This is a genomic window from Marinobacter lutaoensis (genome assembly GCF_001981305.1).
GTDB classification, from domain to species: Bacteria; Pseudomonadota; Gammaproteobacteria; order Pseudomonadales; family Oleiphilaceae; genus Marinobacter; species Marinobacter lutaoensis.
Genome location: NZ_MSCW01000003.1, coordinates 29,956 through 48,239, shown reverse-complemented (window position 1 = coordinate 48,239; position 18,284 = coordinate 29,956). Strand labels below are relative to the sequence as shown.

Sequence of the window (18,284 nt, the reverse complement as noted above, 5' to 3'; positions counted from 1 at the left end):
ACGAACTCACCCACGACTGAACAGGCCCCGCGCCCGGATGCAGAGAAACCGCCGCCCGCTCAACCCGGAACATGCCCGAACCCACCTGCCGATGGGACGGCTGATCCTCTCGCGCATGAAGCGCCTGTTCCTGATCCTCGCGGCGCTGCTGGCCACCCAGATTCTGATCATCTGGATGGTCGAGGATCTGACCTTGTTCGAGTCCGTCTGGATCACCATGACCACCGTGTCCACAGTCGGCTATGGTGACTACGCTCCCCAGACCATGATCGGGAGAATCAGCACCATCCTGATCATGTTCGTGGGCGCAATCACACTGCTGACCCTGATCGTCAGTGACTTCATCGAATACCGGTTCTACCGCCGGGAACGGATCATCACCGGACGCTGGATCTACGCCATGAAAGAGCACATTGTCATCATCAACACGCCCCGCAGTGGCGGAGCCCAGTATTTCATGCGCTTCGCCTCCCAGGTGCGCTCCATTCCGGGTTACGAAACCGTGCCGATCATGCTGCTCACCCGGCAGTTTCCCGAGGGCCTGCCCACGGAGCTGTCGGACTGCGGCGTGGTTCATTATCATGGTACCGGCAGCGACCCGGCGGCCCTGAAAGCGGTCCATGCCGGCAGCGCCCGACATATCATTGTGCTGTCCGCCGATGAGTCCGATCCCACCTCCGACAGCCTGACCTTCGACATCGCCCACCGATTGGCCGAGGCCAACCTGAGCCGGCTCACCACGGTGGAGTGCGTCAGCGACCACAACCGCGAACGGTTCAAGGCCCTGGGCATCCGCACCACCATCCGTCCGGTCCGGACCTATCCCGAAATCATGGTTCGGGCCGTCGTTGCTCCGGGCTCGGAAAAAGTGCTGGAAGACCTGTTCAATTACGAGCGGGACCACCCGCATCGCTACGAACTGGCCCTGGACGACCTGACCTGGGCCGACATTGTCAGCGCCCTGATCCGGCATGGCATTGGTACCGCCCTGGCCTACATCGACAAGGATGATGAGGTGATCTGCCACCCCCCCACCAACGAGGAGGTGGAGGGGAAAGGGCTGATCGTGCTGGTGAAATCGGCCGAGACACCGACGGTCGAGGCCGTGGAGGAGGCGCTGGCCCGTTATCGGCGCTTCCTGGCCAATTGGCATGAAAAGAGCCGGGCATCTGCGCCTCAGGAACCGGATACCGGTTCCCGGTAGTCCGCTCAGACGGCGGCCAAACTCAACTGGAGCTGCCCGAGGGCAGTCTCCCGGGCCAGTGAACGTACCAGGCGCCCCGCAGCCAACTCGGCCACGACCCACTGGAAGGCAGCTCCCTGCCCGACCCGTTCCGCGGCATCCGCAACGGTATCCAGGCGCAGGCGGGCGATGGGTACCGGCACCTCCAGCATCCAGGCGAGCCCGAGCAGATGCAGGAAATCCGTCACAGACAGGGACGCATCGGACGGCGCCAGAACCGGACGGTGCATTCCGGCCAGGAAATAGCCCTGCTCGGCCTTGCTCACCAGGTTCAGAAACACCGGCACTTGACCGGCAAGTGCCATCGCCAGTTCCAGAAGGCGCCCGGAAGCCCCGGACTTGAGTTCGAACTCCACCTCACACAGGGGAGAGCGCCGAGAGCCACTGACCACCGCTCCCTCGTCCAGAGCCATTTCCACCTCGGCGTCCCAATGGTTCAGCCGCCACGTTCGCCGACGAAAGTTGGTTTCGAAAACCACCGACAGCCGCTCGAGGTTGATGACACTCGCCAGTGGCGTTTCCGCCAGCAACGACACGTCCAGATTGGCACTGGAAAGCGGCCATTCCCATTCCTGCCGGCGATGGGCCCCTGCCACGAAATCCCCCCGAGTTTTCAGGGTCTGAACATAGTTCGTCCCCAGCCGGCGCACCCGCAATGCTGCCTGCTGCCGGTTCAGGACGGCATCCGGCGTGTCGTAATAGCGATTGAACAGCGCCTGCTCGGCCTCGTACCGGGCATCGGACCGGGCCGAGGCCCACAACGCCACCCGATTCAGGTCCGGTTCTGCCACGGTCAGTTTGATTTCCAACTCTTCCGCCATTGCTTTACCTACATCCACTCACTCCGGTGCCGAGCATACACAAAAAAACCGGCGGCCCGAAGGCCGCCGGTTTTCAGCTACTGGATTCGCGAAATCGCGGATCAGAAGTAGTAAACGGCACCAACCGCAGCGATGGTCTGCTCGTCGCCAGAACCGCCTTCCAGAGAGTAGATCTCTTCGTCGGCGTTGGACAGGTAGCCTTCGAAGTAGACGTACATGTTGTCAGACAGGTTGTGCAGAGCTTGCACCGCCAGGGTGTCGTTCTTGTCACCGCTGTCGTCGTCATCGTTGACCTGATAGGACAGGGCGAACTGGTTCGCACCCAGGGTGTAAACACCCATGATGCCGAATACGTCGGCAACGTCCTTGCGGGTCTGGTACTCACCGGTCAGGCTCAGGTCGCCCATGGTGTAGGTCGCGCGCAGACCGTAGGTGTTTTCATTGTTGGCGCTGAGATCGGAGCTGCTGCTGTACGCCAGGTGGCCGTCGTTGGAGTCCATGGCGAACGCCAGTTCCAGCGCGTCAGCGCTGTAGATGGCCGCCAGCTGGTACGGATAGGACTTGCCACCGGTCTTGCCGTCGCCGTTCACCTGAACCGCCGCACCCAGTTTCAGGCCACCGAAGGACGGGGACTCGTACTGGATCAGGTCACCTTCGCCGGTGTCGTAGCTGCCACCGATGTCGGAACCGACTTCGTGGAAGTTGGCGATGGTATCGATGGCGCGCTCGTAGGTGGAGTCGTCGGAGCCAACCCAGATCTTACCGAAGGTGTCGCCTTCCACACCGATGTAAGCTTCGTCCAGCTTGTCGATACCGCTGCTGCCGGCTTTGTCGTCAGCGTTGATACCTTCCAGCTCCAGCTTCAGGAAGCCTTTGATGCCCGGAGCGATTTCGTGGCTATGAGTGACGCCCAGGGTGGTTCCGTTGTCGAAGTGATCAATAGCAGAACCGCCGCCGTCAACGTTGGTCTGAGTGATCGCGTACTGGATGTTACCGTAGATGGTCGGCATTTCCGCGGCAGCGACAGCGCCAGAGAAAGTTGCTGCTGCAACAGCAGATGCGATGAGCGTTTTTTTCATGTTGCGTCTTCCTTTTTGAGTTAACTCAGGTTTAGCGACGGGTATTGCTTCCCGATTTTTTAGGCACCACCAGACGGGCTGGATGTGCCGGATTCTGCGCTATCTCCGTGTCACTTTCGTGACAATCCGATAACCTTTCTTCTTCTTTCTGAAAATCTGCAGCCCTTTTCAGCTCAATCACTTACAGAGCTTTTTTAAAGCTCCGCATGATGAACCTATTTTAATACAAAGAACCTATATTTGCAAATTTTAATCAGCGCTTTTTTAGCTCGTTTGGCACCATCAACGCAAGTCTTTATTAGATGTCGCACCAACGCGCGATATGAACAACCTGTTACAAATCCGGGGCCAAAACTCGCTTTTCCTTTCCAATTCAGCACACTACAAAAAACGCCTGGGCGTTTTGCCGGACCAAGGCCAGCCTTGGAGCCCCACGGAGCACCAAAAGTTCTCCACACCGCCAGGGTCGCACCAAATCAGTGCAGACCGCGTTATTTCCCCACCTCGCCCGGTGCCACCTCCAGCAGGAAGGTGACCGGTCCATCGTTGATCAGACGCACCTGCATGTCCGCGCCAAACTGCCCCTCCGACACCCGCTCGTGGCCCAACGCTTGGCGTGCCTCTTCCAGGAACCGGCGGTAGAGCGCCTCGGCCCGGGCCGGCTCCGCCGCCCGGGAAAAACCAGGGCGTGTGCCGGATCGAGTGTCCGCGGCGAGGGTGAACTGGGGAACAACAAGCAAGGCGGCGCCCTCATCCATGACACTTCGGTTCATGCGGCCTTGGGCATCGGGAAAAATTCGGTAGGACAGGATTCTTCGGCACAATTCCCTTGCCTGGCGCGTTCCATCACCCCGTTCGACTCCCAGCAGAAGCAGGATACCTTGGCCAATGGCGCCTATCGGACGACCACCGACCTCGACACTCGCTTCCGATACTCTCTGGATCAGCCCTTTCATTCGCTGCCTGATCGACGGGAAATTACGAATCGGCAAGAGTGTATCGGCGCCGTGGCCGAACCGCAACCCGTCTCAGACTTTTTTACCCCACGTTCCGGTCGGTTTTGGCCACCACTTCCTCCACCCCCCGGATCAGGGCGTCGACAATCGCCGGCTCCGTGGCAGAATGGCCGGCATCGCGGATAATGCGCAACTCCGCCTCCGGCCAGGCCCGGCTCAGCGCCAGAGCATTGTCCAGCGGGCACACCATGTCGTAGCGACCATGCACGATCATGCCCGGAATACCCGCGAGCCGGCCGGCATTCCGGACAATCTGATCCGGTTCGAGAAACGCTTGATTGATGAAGTAATGGCATTCGATCCGTGCCAGGGCAATCGCCACATGGGGATGCGCAAAATGCTCGACAACCCGGGGGTTCGGATGCAGGGTGGCGCAACGCCCCTCCCACACGGACCAAGCCTTCGCGGCCTGAATTTGCTCCAGCTCGTTGCTGCTGGTCAGGCGACGGTAATAGGCCTGCACCAGATGCTCCCGCTCCGATTCAGGGATGGGCGCCAGGAAGTCCTCCCAATAGTCCGGAAACACCCGGCTGGCACCTTCCTGGTAAAACCAGTGGATGTCTCGGGGGCGACACAGGAAAATTCCCCGCAACACCAGCCCCAGCACGCGCTCTGGGTGAGCCTGGGCGTACACCAGACTCAAGGTGGAGCCCCAGCTGCCCCCGAACAGCAACCAGCGATCGATTCCGAGGAACTGGCGCACCGTTTCCATATCCTGTACCAGCTTGTCGGTCTGGTTGCCGGCCAGTTCCGCCAGCGGCGTCGAGCGCCCCGCTCCCCGCTGATCCATCAGGATGATCCGGAAGCGCTCGGCATCGAAGAAGCGGCGCTGGTAATCCTCGCACCCGCCGCCAGGGCCTCCGTGCACCACCAGCACCGGAAGCCCATCGGGGTTTCCGCTTTCTTCTATGTACAGCTCGTGGGGCGGCTCGACGGCCAGACGGTGACGGGCGTAGGGTTCAATCTCAGGATAGAGGGTGAGCATGGGCACCAGTCCAATACAGTGAATGTCACCCCAGAGTTTAACCGAGGTCGCACGACTCAGGGCAATGCCGGCGGCCCAGCCCCATAAAAAAAGGCATGCAGAAACTGCATGCCTTTTGATCAGCGCGTGGCGCGACTACTTTTTGTTGGCCCGGCGACGCTCGTTCTCCTTGAGCAGTTTTTTCCGGATCCGAATCGACTGTGGCGTCACCTCCACCAGTTCATCATCATCGATGAACTCCAGGGCCTGCTCCAGGCTCATCCGGATCGGCGGGGTCAGCATGATGTTCTCATCCGAACCCGCAGCGCGGATGTTGGTCAGCTGCTTAGCCTTAGTCGGATTGACCACCAGGTCGTTGTCCCGGTTGTGGATCCCGATGATCATGCCTTCATAGACTTCGGTACCCGGCTCCACGAACAGCCGACCACGTTCCTGCAGGGTCATCAGGGCATAGCCCAGCACCTTGCCGTCCACCATGGACACCAGAACGCCGTTGTTGCGATGCTCGATCACGCCGCCCTTGACCGGCCCATAGTGATCGAACACGTTGGTCAGGATACCGCTGCCCGACGTCATGGTGAGGAACTGGTTTCGGAAACCGATCAGCCCGCGGGCCGGCATGACAAACTCCATACGGGTCCGCCCCCGGCCATCGGGCACCATGTTCTTCAATTCCGCCCGGCGATTGCCCATGGCTTCCATGATCGCGCCCTGGTGCTGCTCTTCCACGTCCACCACGACGAATTCGTAGGGCTCGTGGATTTCGCCATCCACGTCCTTCTGCACCACTTCAGGGCGGGACACCCCCAGCTCGAACCCTTCCCGGCGCATGTTTTCGATCAGTACCGAGAGATGCAGCTCTCCGCGGCCGGACACCTTAAACTTTTCAGCCGAGTCGCCCGGCTCCACCCGCAGCGCGACGTTATGCAGAAGCTCTTTTTCCAGCCGTTCCTTAATGTTGCGGCTGGTCACGAACTTGCCTTCCTTACCCGCGAACGGGGAGTCGTTGACCTGGAAGGTCATGCTCACGGTCGGCTCGTCCACCGTCAGGGGCGGCAACGCCTCCGGATTGGCCGGGTCACAGAGCGTGTCGGAAATGTAGAGTTCGTTCAGGCCACTGATGCACACAATGTCACCCGCCGTGGCCTCTTCCACCGGCACCCGCTGGAGCCCATGGAAGCCCTTGACCTCAAGCACCTTACCGTTACGTTTCTTGCCTTCGCGGTCAAGCACCGCCACCGCCTGGCCCGGGCGCAGCCGTCCCCGGGTGATGCGGCCGATGCCGATGACGCCGACGTAGCTGTCGTAGTCCAGCTGCGACACCTGCATCTGGAACGGAGCGTCCAGGTCGACTTCCGGTGCCGGCACATTTCGGACGATCGCCTCGAACAGCGGCGTCATGTCTTCCGCCAACTGATCCGGCTCGGGCCCGGCGACACCGTTCAGCGCGGAAGCGTAGACGATGGGAAAGTCGAGCTGTTCGTCGGTCGCCCCCAGGCTGTCGAACAGGTCGAACACTTCGTTGATCACCCAATCGGGGCGGGCCCCCGGACGGTCCACCTTGTTGACCACAACAATCGGGCGCAGCCCGCGGTCAAACGCCTTCTGCGTGACGAAACGGGTCTGGGGCATGGGCCCGTCTTGGGCATCCACCAGCAGCAGCACCGAATCGACCATCGACAGGACCCGCTCTACCTCACCACCAAAATCGGCGTGGCCCGGGGTGTCCACGATGTTGATCCGGTAGTCCTGCCACCGGATGGCCGTGTTCTTGGCCAGGATGGTAATTCCGCGTTCCCGCTCCTGGTCATTGGAATCCATGACCCGTTCGTCGCCGGCATTCTTGCGATCCAGAGTACCGGACTGCTGCAGCAGTTTGTCGACGAGGGTGGTCTTGCCATGGTCGACGTGCGCGATGATGGCAATGTTACGAAGCTTTTCAATCACAACTGATATCCTGAGGCTGGTTAAGCGGCGCGCAGTATATCGAAAACTGGTTGCCGTTAATATGAAGATTGACGACACACCCGCGCGCGCGGCAATTGCACCACTTTGAATCACAAATAGACGGCATGCACCACATAGGTGCGCAACTTTGGTGCGCATGGACCGGGCCCAATCCCCCCTTCCGCGTGACGAAGCGCTCGAAAATGGCGCCACTGCGCCGTTCTGGCGCAGGCGTCCAAAACTGGCAAGCCCCTTGCTTCAGTCTGAGCAGCCGAAATATGTGGGTAACGGTGAACAGCTTTTGATAAGCTGCCTGAACCTGAACCTTACGATCGGACTTCAGGCACCCTGGACGATCCGGCACAACGCATATGAAACAACCCGTACTCGGGTCCACTCACGGAGCATGCACAATGTCCAAAACGATTGATTTGATCAAAGAACACGAAGCCAAATGGATTGACCTGCGTTTTACCGACAGCCGCGGTAAAGAGCAGCACGTGACCCTGCCGGCCAGCGAAGTCAACGAAGATTTCTTCGCGGATGGCAAGATGTTCGATGGCTCCTCCATCGCCGGCTGGAAAGGGATCAACGAATCCGACATGATCCTGATGCCGGACGACACCACCGCCGTGCTGGACCCGTTCACCGAAGAGACCACCGTTAACATCACCTGTGACATCGTCGAACCCTCCACCATGCAGGGTTACGAGCGCGACCCCCGTTCCGTTGCCCGTCGCGCCGAGGAATACCTGAAATCCACCGGTATCGCCGACAGCGCGCTGTTCGGTCCGGAGCCCGAGTTCTTCGTGTTCGACTCCGTGAAATGGAGCGTGGACATGAAGGGCGCCATGTACGAGCTGCATTCCGAGGAAGCGGCCTGGGTATCCGGCGAGGACTTCGACCGCAACAACATCGGCCACCGCCCAGGTGTCAAGGGCGGCTACTTCCCGGTACCGCCGGTAGACAGCCTGCATGACCTGCGGGGTGCCATGTGTGCCGCCATGGAATCCATGGGCCTGAACATTGAGGTTCACCACCACGAAGTGGGCACCGCCGGCCAGTGCGAGATCGGCGTGGGCGCCAACACCCTGACTCGCAAGGCGGATGAGGTCCAGATCCTGAAATACTGCGTGCACAACGTCGCGCACGCCTACGGCAAGACGGCGACTTTCATGCCAAAGCCGGTGGTTGGTGACAACGGTTCCGGCATGCACGTGCACCAGTCCCTGAGCAAGGACGGCAAGAACATCTTCGCCGGCGACGGCTACGCGGGCCTGAGCGAGATCGCCCTGTACTACATCGGCGGGATCATCAAGCACGCCAAAACCATCAACGCCTTCACCAACGCCTCTACCAACAGCTACAAGCGCCTGGTACCGGGCTTCGAGGCGCCGGTCATGCTGGCCTACTCCGCCCGCAACCGTTCCGCCTCCATCCGGATTCCGTACGTGAACAGCCCGAAAGCCCGCCGCATCGAGGTGCGCTTCCCGGATCCGTCCGCCAACCCGTACCTGGCCTTCGCGGCCATGCTGATGGCCGGCCTGGATGGCATCCAGAACAAGATCCACCCGGGCGACGCCATGGACAAGGACCTGTACGACCTGCCGAAGGAAGAGGCCGCCAACATCCCGACGGTTGCCGCCACCCTGCAGGAAGCCCTGGACTGCCTGGAGCAGAACCACGAGTTCCTGACCCGCGGCGGCGTGTTCACCGAGGATATGATTGCCGGCTACATCGACCTGAAGCGGGCGGAAGTCGAGCGCCTGAACATGACCACCCACCCGGTCGAGTTCGAGCTGTACTACTCCTGCTGATCGGCTCACCGATACGCACGGACAAGCCCCGCTGCTGCGGGGCTTTTTTGTGCGCTCCCGCACACAGGCCCGCCCTTAACGATATGTAACCAAACTCGCCGGGGCATGGCGTTGAAAAGGCACGAACGGCTGCCGATAATCAGACCAAAGCAATTTCACGGGGCAAACCCTATGAAGGCATGGTACGGATTGGCAGCGGGCATCCTCATTCTGGCGGCGGCTCCGGTCTCGGCGGAGGTCTACCGGCATGTGGACGCCCAGGGCAACGTGACCTTCTCGGATGAGCCCATCGAAGGCGGGGAAGCCATCGAGGTCAAACCCGTGACCACCATCACCCTACCCAAGCCCCAGGTGGTCCAGGAAACCCGCAAGCTTCGAGCCGAGGTTCAGCGCGAGGGCGCGGTCTACGACAGCGTGTCCATCACCTATCCAAAGCAGGACCAAGCCTTTCACAGCGGCAACGGCGACATCCAGTTCCAGGTAACCAGCACCCCCGGCCTGCAACCAGGCCACAAGTACGAGCTGACCCTGGATGGCCAGCCGGTCGGACAGTCCGAGTCTGGCAACATCCTGGTCAACAACGTGTTCCGGGGCACCCACGAGGCCCGTGTCCACATCATCGATGAAAACGGGGTTCAGGTTAAAACCGGGCCCAGCGTGACCTTCACCGTCCACCGTCCTTCGGTTCTCAACTGACCTTCGCTTGCATCATTTTGGTGCGTACGCCCCATAAAAAGGCCATACTCTGATCATCAACGGGGCGACCGCTACCCGGGCCGCCGGCCGGCTTCGTAGCCATGCACCAGGGTACGGCAACCATGACGCGCCATTTCGAGCCAGTGCCCGAACTTTGCCCTTTTTTAATCTGGCCGTTGTCAATGTGGTTCAGTTCTTGCAATTTCACTACCGCCATCGATAAAACGACCGACAGGAATACCCCATGGCTTTCGCCCCGGCTTCTAACGACGGATACAAGAGCATTCTGGATAGCCTGACAACGGCGGTGCTCGTCCTCGAAGAGAACCTGAGAATCCGCTACCTGAATCCGTCCGCCGAGAGCCTGTTCGAAACCAGTATGACCCGCAGCCAGGGACAACCTTTCCAGGACATCCTGCTGGCCTCCGAGGATGCCCTGAAAACCCTGTACGCGGCCCTGAATAACGGCCAGCCCTACACCCGGCGCGAAGCGCAGTTCGTACTGACCAGCGGCAACCGCCTGACGGTTGATTACTCCGTCTCTCCCATTTCCCTGGAGCCCACCGAACTGTTGCTCGAAATCCAGCCCAGGGACCGGCTGTTGCGGATCACCCGGGAGGAAGACCTGATCTCCCAGCAGGAAACCACACGGATCCTGGTGCGGGGCATGGCCCATGAAATCAAGAACCCCCTCGGGGGTATCCGGGGCGCGGCCCAGCTGCTGGACCGGGAACTGAGTGACGAGAGCCAGCGAGAATACACCCAGGTGATCATCGACGAAGCCGACCGCCTGCGAAGCCTGGTGGATCGCATGCTCGGCCCCAACAAGGCGCTGCAGTTCGCCCCCACCAACATCCATGAGATTCTGGAGCGGGTTCGGACGCTGCTGGAGGCCGAAAGCAAGGGGCGGGTGCTGTTCCTGCGTGATTACGACCCCAGCCTGCCGGAACTTCGGGCCGACAAGGAGCAACTGATCCAGGCGTTCCTCAACATTGCCCGTAACGCTATGGAGGCCGCCTTCGAGCAGGAAAACCGGCCCGGCGACGAGCCGCCCACCATCACCTTCCGGACCCGGGCGCTGCGCCAGTTCACCATCGGCCATAAGCGTCACCGTCTGGCCTGCCGGGTGGACATCATAGACAACGGCCCGGGTATTCCTCCGGACCTATTGCAGAACATCTTCTACCCGATGATCAGCGGCCGGGCCACGGGCACCGGCCTGGGGCTGTCCATCACCCAGAGCATCATCGGACAACATCACGGGCTGGTTGAGTGCGAAAGCAAGCCCGGCCGTACCGACTTCATCATCTTCCTGCCCCTGGAGGAAACCCCATGAACCAACCGGCGAACGTCTGGATCATAGACGACGACCGCAGCATACGATGGGTCCTGGAGCGAGCCCTGACCCAGGCTGGCCTGCACCCCCGCGTCTTCGACAGCGGCGAGGGCATCATGGCCCGGCTCGAACACGAACGCCCCGACGCCATCATCAGCGACATCCGTATGCCGGGCATCGACGGTATTTCCCTGCTGGCACAAATTGTCGAGCGGCACCCGGATGTACCGGTCATCATCATGACCGCACACTCCGATTTGGAAAGCGCCGTCACCAGTTACCAGACCGGAGCCTTTGAATACCTGCCCAAGCCGTTCGATGTCGACGATGCCGTCGGCCTAGTCAAGCGGGCCGTGGCCCACAGCCATGAGCAGCGGGCCAACGCCGAACCACAGGCGGACAGCCTGCCCCGCAATGCCGAAATCATTGGCGAGGCACCGGCCATGCAGGAGGTGTTTCGTGCCATTGGCCGGCTGTCCCATTCCAACATCACCGTACTGATCAACGGTGAGAGCGGCACCGGCAAGGAACTGGTCGCGCAGGCGCTGCACAATCACAGCCCCCGGAAGAATGGGCCGTTTATTGCCCTGAACATGGCTGCCATTCCCAAGGATCTGATCGAGTCCGAGCTGTTCGGCCACGAAAAAGGCGCCTTCACCGGCGCCGGCTCGGCCCGCCAGGGCCGCTTCGAACAGGCCAACGGCGGCACCCTGTTTCTGGATGAGATCGGTGACATGCCGGCCGACACCCAGACTCGCCTGCTGCGGGTGCTGGCCGATGGCGAGTTCTACCGCGTGGGCGGCACCACCCCAATCAAGGTGGATGTCCGCATCATCGCCGCCACCCACCAGGATCTGGAAAAGCTGGTGCAGGCCGGCAATTTCCGGGAAGACCTGTTCCACCGCCTGAACGTCATTCGGGTGCACCTGCCCAAGCTGTCGGAACGACGGGAGGACATTCCCCGGCTCATGCAGCATTTTTTGAAGCGTGCGGCCAAGGAACTGGCGGTGGAACCCAAGGTCCTGCGTCCGGAAGCCGAGGAATACCTCACCACCCTGCCCTGGCCAGGCAACGTGCGGCAGCTGGAAAACACCTGCCGTTGGCTCACGGTGATGGCCAGCGGCCGGGAAATTCACATCGACGACCTGCCTCCCGAACTGCTGCATCAGGCGGAGACAGAAACCACCGCGACCGGCCACACCTGGCAGGAAGGGTTACGGCTCTGGGCCGAACAGGAACTGAAACGGGGCAAAAAAGGCATTCTGGACACGGCCGTGCCGGAGTTCGAGAAGATCATGATCGAGACCGCCCTGAAGCACACCGGCGGACGGCGCCGGGATGCCTCCATCCTCCTTGGTTGGGGCCGTAACACCCTGACCCGGAAGATCAACGAGCTGGGGATGGATCACCCCGACGGTGATGAAGACTGACGATCAGCGAACCGCCGGGGTTCGTTGAAAGTTCGGGCGGCTTCAGCCGCCCTTTTTTATCGCTCGTGCCAATAGATGACCCGGTCGTGGCCGCGGTAGACGCCAAAGGTGGCGGTGGCCTGGGGTAAGTCGAGACTGCCGTCGCCGTCGTCGTCATGGCGCAACCATTCCGGCACCTGCCATGTCAGGGTATCCGTGCCCCGGGTTCCATTCGGCACCAATTGCAACGGCCCGCCAATCCCGGTGGCAAACAAGCCGTTGTCTGGGCTCAGGGTATGGTGAGCCGCGGTGTCGAGAATATCCGCAGTATTCCAGGCGGAACACACATCGTCCGAGTGCGTGACAAAGGCACTTCCAGACCAGTATTCCACTCGAAACGGCAGGGTCAGGGCCGGCAGAGTCTCCGGCCCGTAGACGTTTTCCATCACCAGTCGCCCATAGCGGTTCTCGAAGTCCGCCGCCGGGGTGAAGGTATGGGGGGCACTCTGGGAAGCCACGCCATCGGCATCCTCGATCCGGTCCACCGAAAATTGCAGGGAGGGCGCGAACGGATCGGTCGGCGATGTCGCATCTTTGAGGTAGGTGAAGGCGTCATCCCCACTGTAGCGGTAGGCCAACAGCCCAGGCTCTACAACCGACAGCACTCCGCTTGAAACCGTCGTTTCCAGGGGCACCAGCGAGCCGTCGCTGAGGGTGGCCAGCGCGTCACTGACCGGCGCCGAGCGTTCAACGCCCGCTTCCGTCAGCTTCCGGAACCCCGCGTGGGTGTAGTTTTCGGTCCGGGATCCCCCGGTCGATCGGGGCTCGATCTCCAGTACCGGCGGCAGGCTCCAGCCAAAAGGCTCGCCCAGATAGGTAAAACCTCCGCCGTCACAGGACGCGGCCAGCGTTCCCGGGTCAATCGACACGGCGAAGTGATCCGGATAGAAGCGCCCGGTTGGGCGGCTCTGTGCGGAGGGCAGATCTCGGCCCAGGTAAGAGCCGGCCGTGGGCTGGACCAGAAAACGGAAAATCCCGACCTCCGATACCGATACCGACGCTGAGGTGATGGCATCGGACGACAGGACATGATCATACTGGGCCGGCGACAGGGTACCGAGCTCTCCGCCGGCGGGGGCCACCAGTTCGATGGCCAGGGGCATGTTGTCGTTCTGGAAGTTGGGCGTCGACGGATTGCCCTGGCACACGTCGGTATCTCCGGCCTGTTCCCAGCCCACCGCCTGAATCGACAGAGGGAATGGCTCCCCCGCCCTGCGAAAGGCCGAACAGGAGGCATCCGCCGCGTCGCATTCGCCTCCGGTACGGACGCAGAAGCCGGCAGGCACACTCACGAAACTGTCGGCCCCCAGCATGACCAAACCGTCGTCGCCCGTGGACGTGGTGCCGGAATAGCGCATGCCCAGGCTCACCAGTCCCGCATCCGGATAAGTCACCTGGATCTGGGCAACCCCGTTGGCGCCGAAGTTGAGGGTCACCGGGGTCGGTGAGGCGGCGTTCATGCTGACCTCGGTGCCGTCCACCGAGGGCGCACGGGTGCCGGACGTCGGGTTATCGTAGCTCGCCCAGACATCGACCGCTCGGCTGACATTCTCGAATGCCGGCACGCAGGCCTGTGTCAGATCATCCTGACGGACCGCCTGCACGGAGACCGGGCCTGACGGTTTGTGTGCGGTGAGGTCGGGCACATCGAAAGCCAGTCCAGACTCATGGAACGTCAGTCCACACAGGGAGGACGAAACGCTCCCCGCAACCTGACACAGGGTCTGCGACTGGGGTCGGGTGGAGGGCACCGAGCCGGTGACGTCCAACGTCACAGTGCCCTGCGTGGTATGGCTGAGCGTTGCCTGCCCCGTACCATTGGTCAGCGTAACCGCGTTGCCGCCCTGCCAGCCGGATACGGGGGCCAGCGTTGCGACCACCGGATCGGTGAACAGCTGGGTACAGTCAGCATTGGCGCAGGCCTTCAGGGTGACGGTCTCCGGCTGACAGGTCAGGGCCACGCCGTCGTGAATGATCTCAAAGTGATCTACCTGCTCGCCCACCTCATTGAGCCGGAGCGCACACAGCTGCACATCATCCAGCTCATGGATATTGGTCGAGCCCCCGGTGGAGCCGGTCAGGGATAACAGAAAATTATCCGGAACATCCGGCTGCCCCGTCTCCGCCAGAGCATTGAACGGCGCGATGAGGGTCTGGTAGCTGTTCCCCGTACCGGTCACGTCCCGTTCCACCGAGACCAGTGCCTGCCCGGCAGACCGAGAGTCCACTACGATGCGGTACCGGTGGGGTTGCGGATTGCTGCCGGTCTGATCGATTCCAGGCGACAGGGTCGACGTGCCCCGCAGATAGCGGTAGCCACTGGCCACGGCACCGCGAATCGCCACCGCATCCCGGCGGAACCCCGGGCCACCGATCCGTCCCTCCGTCGGATTCGAGAAATTGCCGTATTCGTCCAGCCCGATCCCGATCCAGCCACCCGCGAACCCCTGATCGCCGTTGCTTCGCTGGGCATACCCCAGAGAGCCGCCGTAACTGCCGGGCCGGGGCGTGATCGCCGAATCCGACAACACCACGGCGACACCATCGGCCCCGTTCCCTCCATAGGCGTAGTAATCAAACTCCAGAATGACCAGGTTGTCCGCCCCCGGGATCTCCCTCTGCAAGGTCGCGGCAGTCGCTTGGTTGGTGACCGCTTCGGTCATCCTCAGCCGACCGTTAACCACGCTGGGAGTAAAACGGCCGCTGGAGACGGAGGTTACCCAATCCTCGCCGGACAAGGCCGTGTTGGCAAAAGCATCGGCAAAACAGGTCAGGGGATTCTCGTCCACCACCTCAAGGGCGATATCGTCACTGCCATGGGTTTGCCAGCTGCCGCACAAAATCCCCCAAAAAAAACAATCCCGGTATTCGACGCTCAGCTCCATCACGTAGGACCCTGGCGAGTCAAACGCATCACTGTATGTCAGTGGCGAGCGGTCACAGCTGCTGTCCTCCGACAGGGTCTGCTGCACGGTCGCGCCATCCAGCCGCCAGCTCTCCCGCCACTGTCGTGTGTTGAACACGCTGGGATCCGACGGACAATCCCGGACTTCTCCGGAAAAGGACACCGTAGCCCCCAAAGCAACGGACACCGGCCCCACGGACTCCCCATTAGCAGACAGGACCACGGGAGTGCCACACAGGCCCGCCAGGAGCCCCTCATCAATGCCCTGGTAATCCTGGGCAACCGAGCTGTTGTTGCCCAGGGATAGAGCCCCTTCCGCCGCCAGCCCACCCTCGATCTGGCCGTTGTTACCCACACCGAGGCTGCCGGACGCATAGACGAGGCCGTTCAAACGAACACCGTTGCCTATCGAGAGAGTCCCCCGGGTCACCAGCAGCAGTTGCTTCGGCTCCCCCGAAGCGTTGATTCGGACGTTGTTGCCTACCGACAGGGCACCGTTGACGAAAATCCGGACCTGGGCACCGGACTGCACATTCAGCTGATAGTTGTTCCTCAGGGTCTCCCCCCGAAAATAGTAGTCGCCCGCCGTCAGAGTGCTTCCCGACGCCGGCCAGGCCGTACTGGCCCAGGGTACACCGGACAACTCCAGTGTATCGCCACCGCTGGCAAGGTTGGCGTTGATCCCCGTGGCGGAGCTGTACACATCGGTGCACTCCGCCGCTCGGGCCGTCGCCGCCACCGCCAGCAACACCAGCAATACCCCACCCAGGCGCCAGAGCTTGCCAATCATCGGACACGCACCTCGACTTCCCGCCGGGCGGCATCGCGGCCACTGCCACAGGTGCCGGCGCTGACCAAGGTGTACAGGGTTCCCCCGCCACTGCCGGATACGCCGGACGCATCCTCGGCAGAGCAGCTGAGTGCGGCGTGGCACGCGGCCAGGGCAGACTCGGTGAAATTCAGAGTCCATGTCGAAGGGCAGGCCCGCCCTTCGTACAGAACATCGGTGATGGCGACCTGTGCCCCACTCTCAGCGGCAAGGAAAGCCCGCTGGGACTGGACCTGAAGACCAACGGCCTCGCCTGTGGCCTGCTGCTGCAGGGACATGCCCAGGACCAGCAGTGCCAGCACCGTCACCACAAACAGGGCCAGAGGCAGACCAATGCCCCGTTGCCGGCCAATCGGAACGCTAGGGTACATTGCGAACCTGAACCTCCTGGACGGTGGTGGTGACTTCATTGCTACCGGTGTCGTAATCCTTCAACGACAGGGTGAACGCCACAACAGCCGCCCGCTGCAGGGACGCCGGTGTCAGCTGGAAATTGACCGGCGCCGCAAGGTTAGCCGACATTACCTCGCGCACCCCGCCCACCGGCGGTACCGGCTGGGCGGTGCTACGGCCATAGCCGGTGTAACGGTACAGCCACCGGCCGTCCTGGCAGACGCTTACCGGGTCGCCGATCGCAAATAGGCGCCGCTCGGGTGACTGCTGAGTAAAACGATGGGGGGACGTCAGCGTCACCGAGTTCCCGGCAACCAGGCTCACCGGCCCGGACACCGGCCCCGGGTCGGTGTCGGCATACAGATCCGAGGTGGCGCTGCCATAACCGTACACCACCAAGCGGCTGCCAACCGGCGGCACCGGGTTGAAGGGCACGACGGCCAGGGTATCGAACCCCGGCCCCTGAGTCAGCTGACGGTAGTTGGTCGCCGACAGCAGCGGGATCCACTCCAGGCAGGCACCGTTGGTACGCAACGACAGCGGGAAGGCTTCCCGTAGCTGTCTGGACAGTTGCTCGCCCAGAACCACACCCTGCAGGGCTCGCTGCTGTCGCGAGCCAAGGTCCAGGGCCCCCTGGGTGGAGAGCGACACGAAACGCACGGAGATCATCGCGACCAGCCCCAGAAGCACGATCACCATGACCAGTTCAACCAGCGTGAATCCGCGATGGCCCTGCATCAGTAATTGGCCCTGTAGAAGGTAAACCGATAATCATTGCCGGACGGGTCCCTGATGACCAGATCAACCCGCTTGGCATCGTCGGCGGGCAGCCCCACTTCAGCGCCGGCGCAACGGACCTGGACCGTCACTCTGAAACCACCGTAGGCGTCCGGATCGAGAGCCTGGCCCAGGGCATTTTCCGGCTCGGCGCCAACGATGTCACCGTAGTCGTCAGCATCGTCATAGTCGGCGCGGTCCGACTCCTCGGCCCCCAACGTACACCCGTTCTGGCGGGGCACGCCGCCGGGAGGCGTGTTGTCGTCGTAGGCCCGGGACAGGATTTCGTCCGCATACAACTGAGCCAGGGCAACGGCCCGAGTCTGGTTCAGCGGGTCGGCACTCCGCCCGGACAGGGTCGCAAACGCCCCGACCACGCCCGTGATGGCGATCCCGATGATCACGATCGTCATCACCAGCTCCACCAGGGTCACGCCACGAACTCGTCGCCTCATGACCGACAGCTCCCCGTGTACACCGCCCCCAGGGAACTGAGGCAGAGCTGGAATGTGCTGTCACCGGTAAAGGTCAGGGTGTAATTGCTGCCGGCAGCGGGCGCCCCCAGTTCATTGAAGTCGATATTCAGGGGAAGGCTCACTCCGGACAGCGAGGCACCCTCCCGGGGCAGGGAAAACGTACGGGACTCACTGGTACCGACGACGCCCACGATGAACCGAAATTCATTCGCCGCCTGCTCCACGCGCAGCGTGCCAGCGGGATTCCCCGCCAGCGCTGCCTGCTGGGCAAGCAACGTGGCGGAGGCGAGCTGCTGGGTGGCCAGCAGCGGAGAAAACGTGGTTCGGCTGGCAAATAAGCCAACGCCGATGGCTGAGAGCGTTCCGATCAGCACGATCACGACAACCAGCTCAACGATGGTGAAACCCTTCATGTGACCGGTTCGAAATCCCGCCATGCAGCGCCTCAAAAACGGAGGAAATCATCATAGAGGCGGCCCCAAGGACGGGGCCGCC

16 protein-coding genes are annotated in these 18,284 nt (G+C 61.9%); 5 read left to right on the top strand and 11 right to left on the bottom strand.

Annotated features, from left to right (window positions below; all coding sequences use genetic code 11):
- Nucleotides 1-37: 37 nt before the first annotated feature.
- Complete coding sequence (locus BTO32_RS04185; protein WP_076723199.1) at nt 38-1,204, top strand: potassium channel family protein; 1,167 nt, start codon at nt 38-40, stop codon at nt 1,202-1,204.
- A 5-nt stretch (nt 1,205-1,209) separates the two neighbouring features.
- Here the strand turns inward: BTO32_RS04185 and BTO32_RS04180 are convergent, their stop codons facing one another.
- The 5 genes from BTO32_RS04180 to typA all read right to left on the bottom strand — a co-directional run bounded on the left by BTO32_RS04180 (nt 1,210) and on the right by typA (nt 7,091).
- Complete coding sequence (locus BTO32_RS04180; protein WP_076723198.1) at nt 1,210-2,064, bottom strand: CYTH domain-containing protein; 855 nt, start codon at nt 2,062-2,064, stop codon at nt 1,210-1,212.
- 101 nt (nt 2,065-2,165) lie between these two features.
- A complete protein-coding gene (locus BTO32_RS04175) occupies nt 2,166-3,143 on the bottom strand; it encodes a porin (RefSeq protein ID WP_076723197.1) in 978 nt (325 codons plus the stop codon).
- A gap of 491 nt (nt 3,144-3,634) precedes the next feature.
- Nucleotides 3,635-4,099 carry a D-aminoacyl-tRNA deacylase gene (dtd, locus tag BTO32_RS04170; protein WP_076723301.1) on the bottom strand — a complete coding sequence of 155 codons (465 nt, stop codon included), beginning with the start codon at nt 4,097-4,099 and terminating at the stop codon, nt 3,635-3,637.
- Nucleotides 4,100-4,181: 82 nt separating this feature from the next.
- Entirely contained in the window at nt 4,182-5,144 is a 963-nt protein-coding gene (gene pip, locus BTO32_RS04165) for a prolyl aminopeptidase (RefSeq protein WP_076723196.1), read from the bottom strand.
- A 135-nt stretch (nt 5,145-5,279) separates the two neighbouring features.
- Nucleotides 5,280-7,091 (bottom strand): translational GTPase TypA, encoded by a 1,812-nt coding sequence (gene typA / locus BTO32_RS04160; protein WP_076723195.1) that lies wholly within the window; start codon nt 7,089-7,091, stop codon nt 5,280-5,282.
- Nucleotides 7,092-7,504: 413 nt separating this feature from the next.
- On the opposite strand from typA, the gene glnA reads away from it, so the two are divergent.
- A complete protein-coding gene (glnA, locus tag BTO32_RS04155) occupies nt 7,505-8,908 on the top strand; it encodes a glutamate--ammonia ligase (protein ID WP_076723194.1) in 1,404 nt (467 codons plus the stop codon).
- Between the two features lie 171 nt (nt 8,909-9,079).
- Nucleotides 9,080-9,604, top strand: a complete 525-nt coding sequence (locus BTO32_RS04150; protein ID WP_076723193.1) for a DUF4124 domain-containing protein — start codon at nt 9,080-9,082, stop codon at nt 9,602-9,604.
- On the opposite strand, the gene BTO32_RS17670 is transcribed toward BTO32_RS04150, so the two are convergent.
- Entirely contained in the window at nt 9,597-9,821 is a 225-nt protein-coding gene (locus BTO32_RS17670) for a hypothetical protein (protein ID WP_139339019.1), read from the bottom strand. The genes BTO32_RS04150 and BTO32_RS17670 overlap by 8 nt on opposite strands.
- 27 nt (nt 9,822-9,848) lie before the next feature.
- Between BTO32_RS17670 and glnL the strand changes: the two genes are divergently transcribed.
- Nucleotides 9,849-10,940 (top strand): nitrogen regulation protein NR(II), encoded by a 1,092-nt coding sequence (gene glnL, locus BTO32_RS04145; RefSeq protein WP_076723192.1) that lies wholly within the window; start codon nt 9,849-9,851, stop codon nt 10,938-10,940.
- Nucleotides 10,937-12,370: a nitrogen regulation protein NR(I) gene (gene glnG / locus BTO32_RS04140; protein WP_076723191.1), complete on the top strand. Its 1,434-nt coding sequence runs from the start codon at nt 10,937-10,939 to the stop codon at nt 12,368-12,370. The genes glnL and glnG overlap by 4 nt, the downstream gene beginning before the upstream one ends.
- Before the next feature lie 56 nt (nt 12,371-12,426).
- Here glnG and BTO32_RS04135 read toward each other — a convergent pair whose 3' ends face one another.
- Genes BTO32_RS04135 through BTO32_RS04115 form a run of 5 tightly spaced genes read right to left on the bottom strand, consistent with a single transcriptional unit; the run spans nt 12,427 to nt 18,226 of the window.
- Nucleotides 12,427-16,104 (bottom strand): DUF6701 domain-containing protein, encoded by a 3,678-nt coding sequence (locus BTO32_RS04135; RefSeq protein WP_076723190.1) that lies wholly within the window; start codon nt 16,102-16,104, stop codon nt 12,427-12,429.
- Nucleotides 16,101-16,514: a hypothetical protein gene (locus BTO32_RS04130; RefSeq protein ID WP_076723189.1), complete on the bottom strand. Its 414-nt coding sequence runs from the start codon at nt 16,512-16,514 to the stop codon at nt 16,101-16,103. Before BTO32_RS04130 ends, BTO32_RS04135 begins: the two co-directional genes overlap by 4 nt.
- Nucleotides 16,504-17,274 (bottom strand): type II secretion system protein, encoded by a 771-nt coding sequence (locus tag BTO32_RS04125; protein ID WP_076723188.1) that lies wholly within the window; start codon nt 17,272-17,274, stop codon nt 16,504-16,506. Before BTO32_RS04125 ends, BTO32_RS04130 begins: the two co-directional genes overlap by 11 nt.
- Entirely contained in the window at nt 17,274-17,768 is a 495-nt protein-coding gene (locus tag BTO32_RS04120) for a type IV pilus modification PilV family protein (RefSeq protein WP_076723187.1), read from the bottom strand. Before BTO32_RS04120 ends, BTO32_RS04125 begins: the two co-directional genes overlap by 1 nt.
- A complete protein-coding gene (locus BTO32_RS04115; protein ID WP_076723186.1) occupies nt 17,765-18,226 on the bottom strand; it encodes a prepilin-type N-terminal cleavage/methylation domain-containing protein in 462 nt (153 codons plus the stop codon). Before BTO32_RS04115 ends, BTO32_RS04120 begins: the two co-directional genes overlap by 4 nt.
- Nucleotides 18,227-18,284: the final 58 nt, after the last annotated feature.